At 34.5% G+C, this 17,024-nt stretch carries 13 protein-coding genes; 10 read left to right on the top strand and 3 right to left on the bottom strand.

Annotated features, from left to right (window positions below):
• Positions 1-115: 115 nt before the first annotated feature.
• The 3 genes from xerC to hslU are packed head-to-tail and all read left to right on the top strand — an operon-like array spanning position 116 to position 3,053.
• On the top strand, positions 116-1,018 hold the full coding sequence (xerC, locus tag BUB96_RS05785; protein WP_073297762.1) for a tyrosine recombinase XerC: 903 nt from the start codon (positions 116-118) through the stop codon (positions 1,016-1,018).
• 51 nt (positions 1,019-1,069) lie between these two features.
• Positions 1,070-1,609 carry an HslVU peptidase proteolytic subunit gene (hslV, locus tag BUB96_RS05780; RefSeq protein WP_073297715.1) on the top strand — a complete coding sequence of 180 codons (540 nt, stop codon included), beginning with the start codon at positions 1,070-1,072 and terminating at the stop codon, positions 1,607-1,609.
• On the top strand, positions 1,581-3,053 hold the full coding sequence (gene hslU, locus BUB96_RS05775; protein ID WP_084136897.1) for an ATP-dependent protease ATPase subunit HslU: 1,473 nt from the start codon (positions 1,581-1,583) through the stop codon (positions 3,051-3,053). Before hslV ends, hslU begins: the two co-directional genes overlap by 29 nt.
• A gap of 127 nt (positions 3,054-3,180) precedes the next feature.
• Here the strand turns inward: hslU and plsY are convergent, their stop codons facing one another.
• Positions 3,181-3,783: a glycerol-3-phosphate 1-O-acyltransferase PlsY gene (plsY, locus tag BUB96_RS05770; RefSeq protein ID WP_073297711.1), complete on the bottom strand. Its 603-nt coding sequence runs from the start codon at positions 3,781-3,783 to the stop codon at positions 3,181-3,183.
• 265 nt (positions 3,784-4,048) lie between these two features.
• Here plsY and parE point away from each other — a divergent pair, with 265 nt between their 5' ends.
• The 7 genes from parE to BUB96_RS05735 all read left to right on the top strand — a co-directional run bounded on the left by parE (position 4,049) and on the right by BUB96_RS05735 (position 15,338).
• Positions 4,049-6,037, top strand: coding sequence for a DNA topoisomerase IV subunit B (parE, locus tag BUB96_RS05765; protein ID WP_073297709.1), 1,989 nt, complete (start codon positions 4,049-4,051; stop codon positions 6,035-6,037).
• Positions 6,037-8,511, top strand: coding sequence for a DNA topoisomerase IV subunit A (gene parC, locus BUB96_RS05760; protein ID WP_073297707.1), 2,475 nt, complete (start codon positions 6,037-6,039; stop codon positions 8,509-8,511). Before parE ends, parC begins: the two co-directional genes overlap by 1 nt.
• 271 nt (positions 8,512-8,782) lie before the next feature.
• Positions 8,783-11,041 (top strand): formate C-acetyltransferase, encoded by a 2,259-nt coding sequence (gene pflB / locus BUB96_RS05755; protein WP_073297705.1) that lies wholly within the window; start codon positions 8,783-8,785, stop codon positions 11,039-11,041.
• Positions 11,042-11,099: 58 nt separating this feature from the next.
• Positions 11,100-11,855, top strand: a complete 756-nt coding sequence (gene pflA, locus BUB96_RS05750) for a pyruvate formate-lyase-activating protein (protein ID WP_073297703.1) — start codon at positions 11,100-11,102, stop codon at positions 11,853-11,855.
• Between the two features lie 294 nt (positions 11,856-12,149).
• Complete coding sequence (locus BUB96_RS05745; protein WP_234945807.1) at positions 12,150-13,505, top strand: ABC transporter substrate-binding protein/permease; 1,356 nt, start codon at positions 12,150-12,152, stop codon at positions 13,503-13,505.
• Between the two features lie 2 nt (positions 13,506-13,507).
• Positions 13,508-14,236, top strand: a complete 729-nt coding sequence (locus tag BUB96_RS05740) for an amino acid ABC transporter ATP-binding protein (RefSeq protein ID WP_073297698.1) — start codon at positions 13,508-13,510, stop codon at positions 14,234-14,236.
• A 166-nt stretch (positions 14,237-14,402) separates the two neighbouring features.
• A complete protein-coding gene (locus BUB96_RS05735) occupies positions 14,403-15,338 on the top strand; it encodes a manganese-dependent inorganic pyrophosphatase (protein WP_073297696.1) in 936 nt (311 codons plus the stop codon).
• 53 nt (positions 15,339-15,391) lie between these two features.
• Here BUB96_RS05735 and dapB read toward each other — a convergent pair whose 3' ends face one another.
• Both dapB and dapA read right to left on the bottom strand, forming a co-directional pair.
• Positions 15,392-16,120, bottom strand: a complete 729-nt coding sequence (gene dapB / locus BUB96_RS05730) for a 4-hydroxy-tetrahydrodipicolinate reductase (protein ID WP_073297693.1) — start codon at positions 16,118-16,120, stop codon at positions 15,392-15,394.
• Complete coding sequence (gene dapA, locus BUB96_RS05725; protein ID WP_073297691.1) at positions 16,117-17,010, bottom strand: 4-hydroxy-tetrahydrodipicolinate synthase; 894 nt, start codon at positions 17,008-17,010, stop codon at positions 16,117-16,119. The genes dapB and dapA overlap by 4 nt, the downstream gene beginning before the upstream one ends.
• Positions 17,011-17,024 lie beyond the last annotated feature (14 nt).

The raw sequence follows: 17,024 nt of genomic DNA, 5'->3' as shown, positions 1-17,024 counted from the left end.
TCGATAATTTTTCATTAAAATTTCATATGGTTTTATCTCTCTTTTAAACAATGTATAATAAAATAATGAATAGAAGGACTTTTATATAAAAGAGATAAAATTGGGAGGTGCTCGTTTGCTTTCAAATGAAGAATTAATTCAAGAGTTTAGTGCCTATTTAAAGTATGAAAGAAATTACTCGAGCTTAACAGATGATGCCTATTTAGAAGATATTAGGGATTTTGTCGAGTTTTTAGAAGAAACAGGCGATTCGAACCTATTAGAAATTGATCTGACGGATACAAGAATTTATTTGAGCGCATTGACCGATGAAAAATATAGTCGAACATCTATATCTAGAAAAATCTCTAGTTTACGTGCTTTTTATCAATATCTTTTGAACCATGATTTTATTGATGAGAACCCATTTTCCTACCTTTACTTAAAGAAGACGGGTTTACGTTTACCGAATTTTTTCTATGATGAAGAAATTGAACTTTTATTTGAAGCGGCGTCTGGAACGAAACCTCTGGATTACCGTAACAAGGCGTTATTAGAAGTTTTATATGGAACAGGGATTCGTGTTAGTGAATGCCAGCATTTAAAATTAGAAGACATTGATCTAAATTTAGGGGTTATGCTTGTTTTAGGAAAAGGAAACCGTGAACGTTATGTTCCTTTTGGTGAGTATGCAAAAATAGCTATTGAAGAATATATTGAAAATTGTCGTTCTCTACTAATGGAAAAATACCATAAAAAACATGATTATCTATTTATTAGTCAATATGGCGAACATATTTCAGTTTCAGGGATCCAATATGCATTGAATCAATTAATTAAAAAAACGAGTTTAACTTCTTCTATTCATCCTCATAAACTGAGACATTCTTTTGCGACACATTTACTGAACAATGGAGCGGATATGCGAACGGTTCAAGAATTATTAGGACATAAAAGCTTATCTTCTACTCAAATTTATACTCATGTAACAAAAGATCATTTATTAAAAGATTATAAACAGTTCCATCCTAGAGCTTAAAAGTTATAAAGCTCTATATTAAAAGGAAATTTATTAGTTGGAGGAGATTTAATGGTTAAGTTTCATGCAACAACAATATTAGCTGTTCAACACAATGGAGAGGCTGCAATGGCTGGTGATGGACAAGTCACAATGGGAGAATCCGTTATTATGAAAGGAACAGCCCGTAAAATTAGAAAAATTTATGATGATCAAGTTATTGTAGGTTTTGCTGGAAGTGTAGCGGATGCGTTTACCCTTGAAGATAAATTTGAAGGAAACTTAAACAAATATAGCGGAAATCTAGAAAGAGCAGCTGTTGAGCTGGCTCAAGAGTGGCGTTCTGATAGAGCAATGCGTGAACTCGAAGCTTTACTTATTGCTATGAATAAAGATAAGATGCTTTTAATTTCTGGTACAGGTGAGGTTATTCAACCTGACGATGATATTTTAAGTATTGGATCTGGCGGAAATTACGCTTTAGCCGGAGCTCGCGCCTTAAAACGACACAATAAAGAGCTAACCGCTGAAGAGATTGCCCGAGAAGGCTTACAAATCGCTTCTGAAATCGATATTTTCACAAATGAAAATATTATCACTGAAAAATTATAAGAATTGGAGTGTCTATATTTTGCAAAATACAAAAGAATTAACACCAAAGGAAATTGTGAAACGTCTAGATCAATATATTATTGGTCAAGGTGAAGCAAAAAAAGCAGTATCGATTGCATTAAGAAACCGATATCGTCGTCAATTAATTGAACCAGAAATGCAAAAAGAAATTACCCCTAAAAATATTTTAATGATTGGGCCTACTGGTGTAGGGAAAACAGAAATCGCTAGACGCTTGGCTGATATTTTATATGCGCCTTTTCTTAAAGTTGAAGCTACAAAATTTACAGAAGTCGGATATGTGGGGCGGGATGTAGAATCTATGGTACGAGACCTAGTAGAAGCTTCCATTCAGCTTGTTCGCCGCGAAAAACGGAGTGAAGTACATGCACGCGCAGAAAACGAAGCAGTTAAACGTATTGCTAAAGCTCTAGCTCCAGGAATCCGCAAAGAAAAAACACAACAAAGCTCAAATCCTTTCGCACAATTTTATCAAAGCATGGGGTTAGATCCTAATCAAATGAATTTGGGAGCAGAAGAACCTGAGGAAGAAGTTACAGAAGAAATTTCTTCAAAAAGAAGTGAATTAGTCGATCAAATAAAGCGCGGAGTATTAGATAGTCGTGAAGTCGAAATTCAAGTCGAAGAAAAACAACAAAAAGCTACAGGACCAATGAACGATCAGTTCGAACAAATGGGAATTGATTTATCGGATACACTTGGTGCCTTTAAATCACCAAACAAAATAAAACGTACTATGACAGTTAAAGAAGCTGTTGGAGTTTTAACAGAGGAAGAAGCCGATAAATTAATTGAAAGTGCGGATATTGAATCTGAAGCTATTCAGTTAGCTGAAAACAATGGAATTATTTTCTTAGATGAGATTGATAAAATTGCTTCTAAAGATGAAGGAGGACAAGCACAGATTTCTCGTGAAGGGGTTCAAAGAGACATCTTACCTATCGTTGAAGGTTCTGTCGTCCGAACAAAATATGGTAATGTGAAAACAGACTACATTTTATTTATCGGGTCTGGTGCTTTCCATACTTCTACACCAAGTGATTTAATCCCAGAATTACAAGGTCGTTTCCCGATTCGTGTAGAATTAGATGATTTAACTGCAGATGAGTTCATCAAAATCTTAACGGAACCTAAAAACTCATTAATTAAACAATACCAAGCACTGTTAAGTACTGAAAATGTGGATGTTAACTTCACAATGGATGCAGTAGAAGAATTAGCTAACATTGCTCAAAAAGTGAATGAAGAGACAGATAATATTGGTGCTCGTCGTTTGCATACCATTTTAGAGAAGTTATTAGAAGAATTATTATTTGAAGCAAGTGATATGCAAATGGGAGAAGTCAATATTACGAAAAAATATGTTCAAGATAAAATTGGACATATCGCTGAAGATCATGATCTATCTCAATACATTCTATAATAATGGTAAGGTGAAAAGAGTCGCTAGTTTATTCAAAAACCTTGGATAAACTAGCTTTTTTATTGATTCCATCAAAAAAAGCGCTAAGGAATCAGCAAAGTTCCTTAACGCTATAAAATCTAGATAATTAATCTTTTTTTGAACTACGTAATCCAAAAGGAACTTTACTTTCTGTTCCGTCTCTAAGTCGATTAATATTTTCTCTATGAAGATAAATAATTAATAAAGCAACTATCCAAATAATCGTAGAGAAAATAGGGTCATTTATGAAAAAAGAACCAATGGCAGCAAAGAATACTGCCAGAATACTTGAAATACTTACAATGCTTGTTGTAAATAATAAAATTAAAAATACTCCTACAAAAATCAATAGAAAAATTGGGTGTAAGGCTAGCGCAACTCCTGCAGAGGTAGCTACTGCTTTTCCACCTTTAAATTTAATATATAATGGAAAGACATGACCTAGGATTGCAAAAATTCCAATAAATATAGGGTGAATGTCACTTCCTAACCAAATTGGCAGATAGGTAGCAAGAGTTCCTTTCATTACATCAATGATTAAAGCAAGAGTCCCAGCTTTTGCGCCTAAAATACGAAAGGTATTGGTTGCTCCTGTATTTCCACTTCCATATTCGCGGATATCTTTATGATATAATAATTTTCCAATCCAAACGCCCGATGGAATAGAGCCTAATAAATAGGCAATTATCATTAGAACAAGAATATTCAAATTAATCTCTCCTCAAAGTAAGGGGCTAAATATTGATAAATAACTCCTCAAAGCGATATATATAGTTTACCATGATTTAAACCGTACTTTAACAATTATTTCAAAAAAAGAGGGAGAAAGCTTATTAAGCCAGTTGTTAGAATAAAAGTTGACAATTTTATGGTATAATTGTAAAGTATGCTTGTTGAATGAGAACAAGCGTTTCAATTAGATTAAATAACTGAATAAATTAATAGTTAAATTTGTAGAAGGGGTGCATCATTAAATGGCACAACAAAAATATTCCGATTCTTCTATTCAAATTTTAGAAGGTTTAGACGCTGTAAGAAAACGTCCTGGTATGTATATAGGGTCAACTGATTCACGAGGTCTTCATCATCTAGTATATGAAATAGTAGACAATTCAGTGGATGAGATTCTTGCAGGCTATGGCGATACCATTGATATTACAATTTTTGAAGACAATAGTATTTCTGTAAAAGATAATGGAAGAGGTATGCCAACAGGAACACATCAGTCTGGAATTCCAACCTTACAAGTCATCTTTACTATCTTGCATGCAGGTGGAAAATTCAGTGAAGAGGGTGGCTATAAAACTGCAGGAGGACTTCATGGTGTAGGAGCCGCTGTAGTCAATGCATTATCTGAATGGCTAATCGTATCTGTTCAAAGAGAAGGCTATGAATATACTCAAAAATTTAAAAATGGTGGAAAACCAGACGGAAACGTTAAGCGTAAAAAAATTAAAAGCAAAGCCACCGGTACAACCATTCACTTCAAACCCGATCCAGAAATCTTTAAATCAATAAAATTATCTTATGATACAATCTCTGAAAGAATGCGCGAATCTGCGTTCTTACTTAAAAAGACAAAGATTCGTCTGACAGACACTCGTTCAGATGTAGAAGAAGAATTCTATTATGAAGATGGGATCAAATCTTTTGTTGAATATTTAAATGAAGATAAAGATACATTAACTCCCATCGGTTATTTTGAAGGAGAAAATAATGGAATCGAAGTAGAATTTTCTTATCAGTATAATGATGGATATACAGAGAACTTCTTAAGTTTCGTAAACAATGTACGGACACGAGATGGCGGGACACATGAAATAGGTGCAAAAACAGCCCTTACAAAAAGCTTTAATGATTATGCTCGCCAAGCAAACTTATTAAAAGAAAAAGAAAAAAACCTAGAAGGCTCAGATATTCGTGAAGGAATCGCGGTTATTCTATCCGTACGTATCCCTGAAAATATCCTTCAATTTGAGGGCCAAACAAAAAACAAACTAGGAACCTCTAGCGCTCGTTCAGCTACTGAAGCTGTTATATCCGAACAATTAGGCTTTTATCTCGCCGAAAATGGAGAGATGTCCCAACAAATTATTCGAAAAGCTCTAAAAGCACGAGAAGCACGAGAAGCCGCAAGAAAAGCAAAAAATGCCACCCGAGATGGGAAGTCAAGACGTCAAAGAGATGCTTTAATCTCTGATAAACTCACTCCCGCCCAAGGTCGAAATGCGAAACGGAATGAGCTTTATTTAGTTGAGGGAAATTCAGCAGGAGGATCTGCAAAACAAGGACGAGACCGTAAGTTCCAAGCTATCCTTCCATTAAGAGGGAAAGTCATCAATACAGAAAAAGCTTCAATAACGGATATCTTCAAAAATGAAGAAATCGCAACAATGATTTATACCATTGGGGCAGGGGTAGGTCCGGAATTTGATATTAAAGACTGTAACTATGATAAAGTAATTATTATGACAGATGCGGATACCGATGGTGCGCATATTCAGACTTTACTCTTAACTTTCTTTTATCGTTACATGCGTCCGTTGATTGATGCAGGAAAGATTTATCTTGCTCAACCTCCTTTATACAAGGTAACTTCTGGTTCAGGAAAGAAACAAAAATCTTCCTATGCTTGGACGGATGAAGAGCTAAGTCAAACGACCAAAGAATTAAAAAAATATTCTTTACAACGATATAAAGGTTTAGGAGAAATGAATGCTGATCAATTGTGGGAAACAACAATGGATCCAGAAAGACGTACCTTAATTCAGGTGACTATTGATGATGAAGCTCAAGCAGAACGTCGTGTTTCTGTATTAATGGGTTCAAAGGTTGCTCCACGTCGAGATTGGATTGAAGATAATGTTGAGTTCACAATGGAAGAAGAAGGCAGCATTCTAGACACGGAAGAAGTTCTCGAAGAGAATGAAGAAGACTTTCAGCAAGAAAGGTTAGATGTTTAATGGCAGAAAGCTCAGGAATTCAAAAAATAACACTCGAAAATGTCATGGGGGATCGCTTTGGACGGTATTCGAAATATATTATTCAAGAGCGAGCGATTCCGGACATTCGAGATGGTTTAAAACCTGTTCAACGTCGAATTATATTTGCGATGCAAGAAGAGAACAATACTCATGACAAAGCCTACCGTAAATCAGCAAAAACAGTAGGGAATGTGATTGGTAATTATCATCCGCATGGAGACACTTCAGTTTACGATGCAATGGTTCGTTTAAGTCAAGAATGGAAAATGCTTGAACCTTTAGTCGATATGCAAGGAAATAATGGGAGTATGGATGGAGATCCTGCCGCTGCCATGCGTTATACTGAAGCTCGCTTATCAAAAATTGCGAACGAATTAGTAAAAGACATTAATTTAGATACAGTGGATTTTATTTTAAATTTTGATGATACAGATGAGGAACCTACTGTTTTACCTGCTAAGTATCCAAATTTACTCGTAAATGGTGCAACAGGGATTTCAGCAGGATATGCAACGGATATTCCCCCTCACAATTTAGGAGAAATCATTGATGCTACGGTACATCTAATTGATCATCCGGAAGCCCATCTAAAAACATTAATGAAGTATGTCAAAGGCCCTGACTTCCCAACCGGTGGGATTGTACAGGGAGCAAAGGGCTTAAAAAAGGCCTTTGACACGGGGAGAGGGCGAATTGTTATTCGCTCGAAGACAGAAATCGAAAAGATGCGCGGTGGGCGCGAACAAATCGTGATTACAGAGATTCCTTATGATGTGAATAAAAGCAGTCTAGTCAGTAAGATTCACGATATACGCATTAATAAAAAGATTGATGGGATAGCGGATGTCCGAGATGAAACAGACCGCGCAGGGTTAAGGATTGTTGTCGAGCTGAGAAAAAGTGTTAATGCAGAAGGTGTATTAACGTATTTACTTAAAAACACTGACTTACAGATTTCTTATAATTATAATGTTATCGCTATTGATGACAAGCAACCTAAACAATTAGGCTTAAGAGACATTTTAAATAGTTATTTGAATTTTAGAAGAGAAGTAGTTACTCGTCGTACGAATACTCTTCTTAAAAAGGATACAGAGCGAGAACATATAGTAAAAGGACTAATCAAAGCAATCTCTATCCTAGATAAAGTAATTACTACAATACGAGAAAGTAAGAATAAATCCCATGCAAAAGTCAACTTGATTAATGACTTTGAATTTAGTGAAAGACAAGCCGAAGCTATAGTGAATCTTCAACTTTATCGTTTGACCAATACAGATATTACAGAGTTAGAAAAAGAAGCGAAGGATTTAGAAACACGCATAAAAGAGTACAATGAAATATTAAACAATAAAGAGAAACTTGATCAAGTCATTAAAAAAGAGCTAAAAGATATTAAGAAGAATTATGCAACTCCACGATTAACTCAAATTGAAGATGAAATTGAAGAGCTAAAAGTAGAAAAAGAAGTCTTAATATCTGAAGAGGAAGTTATCGTTACCTTGACAAGAGAAGGGTATTTAAAACGTACAAGTTTACGCTCTTATCAATCCTCTTCACCTGATGATATAAGTATTCGAAATGGAGACCATGTCCTATTTGCTGAAAAATTATCTACCTTAGATCAAATGATTATTTTTACAAGCAAAGGAAAAGTGATCAATCGTCCGATCCATGAACTTCCCGATATTCGTTGGAAAGATCCTGGTCAACATCTATCTCAAAGTATTTCTTTTGAGCCGTCTGAAAGAATTGTTGTGGCTTATAGTTATAGGAAATTACCGAAAGAAGATACTTTTGTTTTAATTACCCGAAATGGAAATATCAAACAAACAAAAATATCTGATTTTGCACCTAAAAGAAGTTATAAAACTCAAAGCTTTACAGCTATTCGTTTAGAGGATAAAAGTGATGAGTTAGTAAATGTATATGAAGCGAATCATGAGACAACTTACGATGTATTTTTAGTCAGTCATCGCGGTTATGGTTTACGTTATTCACTTGCTGAAGTATCTACTTATGGTACGAATGCAAAAGGAGTAAGATCTATGAATCTTAAAGACGGAGACTATGTAATTTCGGGCTGCATTTTTGAACCTACTGAGAAAAGCGTTCAAGTAATGCTGGTAACACACCGAGGAGCTGTAAAGAAAATGAACGTGATTGATTTTGATATTATATCAAGAGCAAAACGTGGATTATTAATTCTTCGAGAGTTAAAAGCAAATCCTCATCGAGTTGCTTTAATGTTTAGCGTTATGAGTAATGATGAAAAAATTACGCTTGTTACAAATAAAGATCATGAATTTACTATCCAACCTAAGGATTATGGAATAAGTGATCGTTACAGCAATGGTTCTTTTGTTTTGGATGAAGAAACGGATGGTCATCCTGTCTCTTATCGAAGAGATGACTTAATTTATGAAAAGACTGAAGAAACCGATAATAATTAAATCGTTCTATAAAAGAGGGTGCTATTGAATGGTTAATCATTCATTAGCACCCTCTATTTATTCACAAAGATTGTGAAGGTATAAACGACTCCACCCATTCTCAATAGATTATCATTTAATACGCTTACATGTTGTAGTATTAGCATTTTGTTATAATTCTTATTAAGAATTAATGGCAAAACGGGTTGAATTTACCCCCTACTATGTGATAAAATTAATATGTTGTTAGAGAGACAAACGGATTCAAAAAAATAAATAAGGAGTTGTAATTATGCAAAAGTCAATAGATTCTACCTCTTATGATAAAGCATGGGATGGATTTAAGGGTAGTAAGTGGAAACATAATATAACTGTTCGTGATTTTATTCAAAAGAACTATACCCCATATGATGGTGATGATACCTTCTTAGAAGGCCCAACAGAGAACACTTCTCAATTATGGGATCAAGTAATGGATTTAGATCGAAAAGAAATTGAAGCTGGAGGAGTATTAGACATGGATACAGATGTGGTATCCTCTATCACTTCTCATGGACCAGGTTATTTAGACCAAGAAAAGGAAACGGTTGTTGGTTTTCAAACAGACGAACCCTTTAAGCGTTCTTTTCAACCTTATGGTGGTATTCGTATGTCTGAACAAGCAGCAGAATCTTATGGCTACGAAATTAATCCTGAAAAAGTTCATATTTTTAGTGAGTATCGTAAAACACATAATCAAGGAGTCTTTGATGCCTATACACCTGAAATGCGTGCGGCACGTCGATCAGGTGTTATCACAGGATTACCTGATGCATATGGACGTGGACGTATTATCGGTGATTACCGTCGAGTCGCTTTATACGGAATAGACTTTTTAATTGAAGAAAAAATGAATGATAAAGACCACTGTGGTGGCGGAGTCATGTCTGAAAAAATTATTCGCCAAAGAGAAGAATTATCTGAACAAATTAGAGCTTTACATGAAATTAAGGAATTAGGACACATTTATGGTTTTGATATTTCACGTCCTGCTGAAAATGCTCAAGAAGCTTTCCAATGGTTATATCTTGGTTATTTAGCAGCTGTTAAACAACAAAATGGTGCAGCTATGTCATTGGGGCGTACTTCAACCTTCTTAGATATTTATATTGAACGTGATCTTGAAAACGGTACTTTGACAGAAGTAGAAGCGCAAGAACTAGTTGACCATTTCGTTATGAAATTACGTTTGGTTAAATTCGCACGTACACCAGAATATAATGAACTATTTTCTGGAGATCCAACTTGGGTTACAGAAGCTATTGCAGGTATGGGTATGGATGGACGTCATATGGTAAGTAAAAACAGTTATCGTTTCTTACATACATTAAGAAACTTAGGTCCTTCTCCAGAACCAAACTTAACAGTCTTATGGTCAGATAACTTACCACAACACTTTAAAGATTTTTGTGCAAGAGTATCAATCGAAACAAGTGCAATTCAATATGAAAACGATGATGTTATGCGTCCAATCTATGGTGACGATTATGGAATTGCTTGTTGTGTATCTGCTATGGAAATTGGAAAACAAATGCAATTCTTTGGTGCTCGTGCAAACTTAGCGAAAACACTCCTATATGCAATCAACGGTGGGGTAGATGAGGTTTCTAAAGCACAAGTTGCTCCAGCTTATGCTCCAATCACTTCAGAGTATTTAGACTATGATGAAGTACAAGAAAAATATCAAGAAATGATTGATTGGTTATCTGGACTATACATCAATACATTAAATATTATTCATTTTATGCATGATAAGTATAGTTATGAAAGTTCACAAATGGCACTACACGATACTGAAGTATTGAGAACAATGGCAACAGGTATTGCAGGATTTTCAGTAGCTGTTGACTCACTATCTGCCATTAAATATGCGAAAGTAAAAACTATTCGAGATGAAAATGGTTTAGTCGTTGATTATGAAATCGAAGGAGATTATCCAAAATACGGAAACAATGATAATCGTGTTGACGATATTGCTATAGAGCTTTTAGAACGATTTATAACAAGTGTCAAAAAACATGAAACTTATCGTGATTCTGTTCATACAACTTCAATCTTAACAATTACTTCAAACGTTGTTTATGGTAAGAAAACAGGGAATACACCGGATGGTCGTCGTGCTGGTGAACCATTTGCTCCTGGTGCAAATCCATTACATGGTCGAGATGAAAAAGGCGCTCTTGCTAGTTTGAACTCAGTCGCTAAACTACCTTATGAATTTTCATTAGATGGTATTTCTAATACCTTCTCAATTGTTCCAAATGCTTTAGGAAAAACAGAAGATATTCAAATTAGAAATCTATCAAATATGCTAGACGGTTACGTGAACAAAGGTGGACATCATATAAACGTTAATGCATTGAACCGAGAAACTTTAGTGGATGCAATGGATCACCCAGAAGAATACCCACAACTTACTATTCGTGTTTCAGGTTATGCTGTTAAATTTATTAAACTAACACGTGAACAACAAATGGAAGTTATTAGCCGTACATTCCATGAAAGTTTATAATTATTAGCTGGAAATAGAACGATTTTATAAAAAATTAGTGTAAGGATGATGAATCAATATGACAGAAGATACACTTGGATATGTACATTCTATAGAAACATTTGGCTCCGTCGACGGACCAGGAATTCGGTTTGTTGTGTTTATGCAGGGGTGTCGACTAAGATGTGCTTTCTGTCATAATCCTGACACTTGGAACATTGGTGGAGGAACCCCTTATACTGCTCAAGAATTAATTGACCAAGCCGTTGATTATCAAGCATATTGGGGAGATGAAGGTGGAATTACAATAAGTGGAGGAGAGCCTCTTCTACAAATTGACTTTATTTTAGAACTATTTAAGTTAGCTAAAGAGAAAGGTGTTCATACCGCAATTGATTCGTGTGGAGGACCATTTACTCGTGAAGAGCCGTTTTACAGCGTGTATGATGAGTTAATGCAGTATACTGACTTAGTTTTAATGGATATTAAACATATTAATAATGAATTCCATAAAAAATATACGATGGCTGAAAATACAAATATTCTTGAAATGGCTCGTGATTTGGCAGATCGTAATATTCCGATGTGGATACGACATGTTTTAGTTCCAGAACACTCAGATTTTGATGAAGATTTAAAATCTCTAAGTAGCTTTATTCAATCTTTAGGTTCAGCAGTTAAAAATGTAGAGGTTTTACCTTATCATAAGTTAGGTGTATACAAATATAAAGAATTAGGCATTCCATACCGGTTAGAAGGTATTGAACCTCCAACAAAAGATCGAGTAGAGAACGCAAATCGTATTCTAATGACCAATCAATATCAAAATAAATAATCTTTAACTCTAAGATTAAATAGAATGAATGAAGGATATAGGAAAACCTGTATCCTTTTTTATATCCATTTTTGAAAACTTTCAACGTTTTATTCTTAAGCGAAAAAATCATTCTCAATTTGCCTTATTAGCTTTAAATGAGTATAATGTTATAAATATGAGAATTTGATGAAGTTAATTTTATAGCTTTTTCATAAGAAAGAAGGTTCAAGCATGTCGATATACAAAAAAATGGTAAAAAGATTTGGAATTTTATTTTTTATATTAGGTTTTTTATTGAATAGGGGAACTGAGGTGAGCGCTCAAGAAAAGGTATATATTATAGGAACCGATACGACTTATGCTCCATTTGAATATGTCGATGAAGAAGGTGACTTTGTAGGAATTGATATGGACTTGTTAGAGGCTATCGCTGAAGATCAAGGTTTTGAATACGAACTTCGAATCTTAGGGTTTAATGCTGCAGTACAAGCACTTGAAAGTAACCAAGTAGATGGAGTTATTGCAGGAATGAGTATCACAGATGAACGTAAAGAAGCTTTCGACTTTACAGATCCTTACTATTCTTCAGGCTCACAGTTTGCTGTTTTAGAAGACAGTGAAGTTGATTCATTAGAAGATTTAGAAGGTAAGATTGTAGCTGTTAAAACAGGAACTACTGGTTTTGATGTTGCAACTGAATTATCTGAAGAATATGGCTTTACATTAAATGTTTTTGAAGATTCAGTTAATATGTACGAAGATATGCAAGTAGGAAACTCGGTAGCCGTGGTTGAGGATTATCCAGTTATGTTGTATGCCCATTCCACTGGACGCATTCGCTTAAAATTTATTGGGGAACAACAAGCTGTTGCAGATAATGGCTTAGCTGTAAATAAAGGTGAAAATCAAGAGCTATTACAAATGTTTAATGATGGTTTAGCTAATTTAAGAGCTTCTGGTGAATATGAAGAGATTATTGCTCGTTATTTAGGTGAGGAAGCTTTAGAAGAAGAAAATAAGAACCAAAATATAATAGTTCAATTCATAAATAACTTAGAACCTTTAATGGAGGGTTTATGGCAAACAATTTGGTTGTCTTTTGTGTCATTCTTTATTGCATTAATATTTGGAGTCATTATAGGGTTAATGCGAACGAGCGATGTAAGCCTATTGAATATTCTTGCTCAAATTTATATAGATATTATGCGAGGTTCTCCTTTAATTGTATTAGCTTTCTTTATTTATTTTGGTATTCCGCAAATGACAGGCTTAAAATTCAATGCGAATATAGCTGGAATAATTACATTAAGCTTGAATGCGACTGCTTATATTGCAGAAATAGTTAGGGGCGGTATTCAAGCGGTAAATAAAGGACAAGTTGAAGCTGGTAAATCTCTTGGGCTAACCAATAGCATCACCATGCGTCGTATTATATTGCCGCAAGCTTCAAAAATAGCTATGCCTTCATTAATTAACCAGTTTGTTATTACACTAAAGGATACTTCCATTCTATCTGTAATTGGTATTGTAGAATTAACTCAAACAGGTAAAATTATTATTGCTCGAACTTATCAGTCGGGAAGTATTTGGCTTATTATAGGAGCAATGTATATTATTTTGATCACAGTTTTAACGAAATTATCAAATCGATTAGAGAAGGAGCTATAATAATGACCATTATTAAAGTAGATAACTTACAGAAAAGTTTTGGTGAAAATGAAGTTTTAAAATCCATAAACTTAGAAGTAAATAAAGGTGAAGTAATTTGTATTATAGGTCCTTCAGGTTCAGGTAAATCTACCTTTTTACGATGTTTAAATGGATTAGAGTCGGTAAATGGAGGACATATTAAAATAGATGAGAATGATTTAACAGATCATTCAACCAGGATTGATATTATTCGACAAAATATAGGAATGGTTTTTCAACAATTTAATTTATTTCCACATTTAACAGTTGCTGAAAATATAACATTAGCACCCGTTGAATTAAAAAAAATGTCTAAAAGCGAAGCCTATCAACGGGCTTTAGATTTATTGGAAATGGTTGGTTTAGAAGAAAAAATTGATGATTACCCTGATTCTTTATCGGGTGGACAACAACAACGAGTTGCTATTGCACGAGCTTTAGCAATGAACCCTGAAGTTATGTTGTTTGATGAACCGACCTCTGCTTTAGATCCAGAAATGGTTGGAGAAGTTCTAGGTGTTATGAAAAAGTTAGTAGATGAAGGAATGACTATGGTCATAGTTACTCACGAAATGGGCTTTGCACGACAAGTAGCAGATCGAGTTATTTTTATGGATGATGGTTATATTGTCGAAGAAAATGTACCAGATAAGTTATTTGATGAACCTAATGAAATAAGAACTCAAACATTCTTAGACAAAGTTTTATAATTATATTTTAAACATCTTTGTAAGCTGAAGGTAAACTCCTTATTCTTATAAAGATGTTTTTATTTTAGAAAGTTTTTATGACCCGATTTTTTAATAGATTAATTGCTAAAATGCACATTTTGTTTTAATCTATATAGTAAGAAAAGTAAAAATAGGAGTGATAAAAATGAGTAAACTTTTAGTGTTTGGTCACCAAAACCCTGATACAGATACCATTGCATCTGCTATAGCTTTAACATATTTATTGAATGAACTTTCTATTGCAGCAGAAGCAGTCGCATTAGGTAAACCTAATGCTGAAACGAAATATGTACTGGATTATTTTCGAGTAGATCAACCTCGGATTATAGAAACGGCATCAAATGAGACAGACGCTGTTGTGTTAGTGGACCATAATGAAAAACAACAGAGTGTATCAGATATCAATGAAGTCAGTATAAAAGGTGTCGTTGATCATCATCGCATTGCAAATTTTGAAACTTCAGATCCATTGTATTATAGAGCTGAACCTGTAGGATGTACAGCAACAATTTTATTAAAACTATTTAAAGAATATGAGGTTACCATTCCTAATCATATTGCCGGGTTAATGCTTTCCGCAATTGTTTCTGATACCTTATTATTAAAATCACCAACCTGTACTTCAGAAGATGTACGAGCAGCTGAAGAACTAGCTGATATTGTTGGTGTATCTTTAGATGAGTATGGTTTAGAAATGTTAAAAGCAGGAACAGACATTACTTCAAAAACACCTGAAGAGATTTTAAATGATGATGCAAAGACATTTCCTATGGGAAGTGAAACAGTGCGAATTGGCCAAGTAAATGTGGTAGATATTGAAGACATTCTTGTTCAGAAAAAAGATATCCTGGAAACGATGCGACAAGAAACAAGAGAAAATGATTACGATTTATATGTTCTTTTAGTTACAGATATAATTGAAAGTAATTCAGTAGCGATAGTAGATGGTCCAGCATATCGTCAATTTGAAATAGCTTTTGAAAAACCTCTTCAATTGAATACAGTGGATTTAGAGGGCGTTGTTTCACGAAAAAAACAAGTTGTACCACCATTAAACAATGCTTTTAAAAGAGAGAACTAGATGGAAATAGTAAAAGACGTAGATAACTTTACTTTATCTACGTCTTTTATATTTTATAGATTGTCGAATGTATAAAAACCTGGTTCTTTATCTAGTAATTTCGGAGCAACTTGTAAAGCACCATTTGCAAAAATATCTTTCGATTGAGCTCGATGGCTAATTGTAATTTCTTCATCTAATGCAGCAAAAAACACATCATGTTCTCCAACAATTGTTCCAGCTCGTACGGAAGAGACTCCAATTTGATTTTCTTTACGTTTTTCTAGTTTTTCATGGCGATTATAAACTGCTTTAGCGTCTCTTCGATTAGGAACCTCTTTAATCGTATCTAAAAGTAAGTTTAAGGTCCCGCTAGGAGCATCTACCTTTTGATTGTGGTGTTTTTCTAGTAATTCAATGTCATAATCATCAAGTAATTCAGTTGCTAATGCTACAAGTTTTGTCATGACATGAACTCCATAACTCATATTCGGGCTGAAGAAGACTGGTTGTTTTTCAGCTTTTCTTTTCGCTTTTTCAATAATTTTCTCTTTTTCACCTGTGGTTGCAATAATTAAAGGTAACGTCATTTCTTCTGTCTCTAGCATTTCGAGAGTTAAATTAGGATGTGAGAAATCAATCACGACATCTGCCTCAGGAAACTCTTTAAAACTATGAACGGTTAGATAAGGTGTTTCTTCGCCTTCTGGAACCATAACTGCTTCAATTTTATAACCACGTTCTTTTGATAAAGCTGCAACTCGTTGTCCCATAGCACCATAACCTACTAATATGATTTTCATAGATGATTGATCCCTTCTTTTAAAGACTGATATGAATCGATTAAATGAGTAATCACTTGGCCTTCTAAACCAACTAGCGGAAGACGTAATTCGTATTCACCAAATCCAATATGGCTAACAACTGCTTTAATTGAAATGGGATTTAGCTCTGCACCAATAGCATCCGTAAAAGGGAAAAGAAGGTTATTTAGTTTTACCGCTTCTTTAGGGTCGGTCTGTGTTAGTTCATAGAGCTTTTGATGTTCGCTAGGTAGAACATTTGCTACCACTGAAATTAAGCCTCTTCCACCTGCAGCATAAAAAGGAAGGGCTGTATCATCATTTCCTCCATAGAAAGCAAAGTCTTCATCTACTAAGTTTTGCATTCTTGTCAAGTTTGCTAAATCACCGGTTGCATCTTTCAATCCAACAATATTCGGTATTTTTGCTAACTGAGCAACTGTATCTGCTTCTAACGACATACCTGTACGAGCAGGCACATCATATAAGATGATTGGTAGGTCTACAAGAGCCTCAGCAATAGCTGTAAAATGCGCGATAGCACCTTCTTGAGTTGTTTTATTATAGTAAGGTGTAATCATTAATACACCGTCTACGCCAAGTTTCTTAGCTTCTAAGGAATTATCAATAGAAGCTTGTGTATCATTAGATCCAGTACCTGCAATCACAGGTATTTCTTTATTAGCTACCTCAACAGCCGTTTTTATTGTCTGTCTTTTTTCAACATCCGTTAATGTTGATCCTTCACCTGTTGTTCCATTAATTATAAAAGCTTGAATATCATTATCTTTTAAAAATTGCAAATGATTTTTTAAGCTCTCTAGATCGATTTCGCCATTTTTAAAGGGTGTCGTAACAGCAGCAGAAACCCCTTCAAATAATAAAGTCATTTTAATATTCCCCT

This window comes from Atopostipes suicloacalis DSM 15692 (assembly GCF_900129085.1).
GTDB lineage: Bacteria > Bacillota > Bacilli > Lactobacillales > Carnobacteriaceae_A > Atopostipes > Atopostipes suicloacalis.
Note: the sequence above shows the minus strand (reverse complement) of the source record. Positions and strands in the feature narration are given on the sequence as shown.

Excerpts from the sequence above, each read along its gene's own strand:
- hslV (WP_073297715.1), top strand. The coding sequence starts at position 1,070 with ATGGTTAAGTTTCATGCAACAACAATATTAGCTGTTCAACACAATGGA.
- pflB (WP_073297705.1), top strand. The coding sequence starts at position 8,783 with ATGCAAAAGTCAATAGATTCTACCTCTTATGATAAAGCATGGGATGGA.
- hslU (WP_084136897.1), top strand. The coding sequence starts at position 1,581 with ATGAAAATATTATCACTGAAAAATTATAAGAATTGGAGTGTCTATATT.
- parC (WP_073297707.1), top strand. The coding sequence starts at position 6,037 with ATGGCAGAAAGCTCAGGAATTCAAAAAATAACACTCGAAAATGTCATG.
- BUB96_RS05735 (WP_073297696.1), top strand. The coding sequence starts at position 14,403 with ATGAGTAAACTTTTAGTGTTTGGTCACCAAAACCCTGATACAGATACC.
- dapA (WP_073297691.1), bottom strand. The coding sequence starts at position 17,010 with ATGACTTTATTATTTGAAGGGGTTTCTGCTGCTGTTACGACACCCTTT.
- pflA (WP_073297703.1), top strand. The coding sequence starts at position 11,100 with ATGACAGAAGATACACTTGGATATGTACATTCTATAGAAACATTTGGC.
- BUB96_RS05740 (WP_073297698.1), top strand. The coding sequence starts at position 13,508 with ATGACCATTATTAAAGTAGATAACTTACAGAAAAGTTTTGGTGAAAAT.
- parE (WP_073297709.1), top strand. The coding sequence starts at position 4,049 with ATGGCACAACAAAAATATTCCGATTCTTCTATTCAAATTTTAGAAGGT.
- dapB (WP_073297693.1), bottom strand. The coding sequence starts at position 16,120 with ATGAAAATCATATTAGTAGGTTATGGTGCTATGGGACAACGAGTTGCA.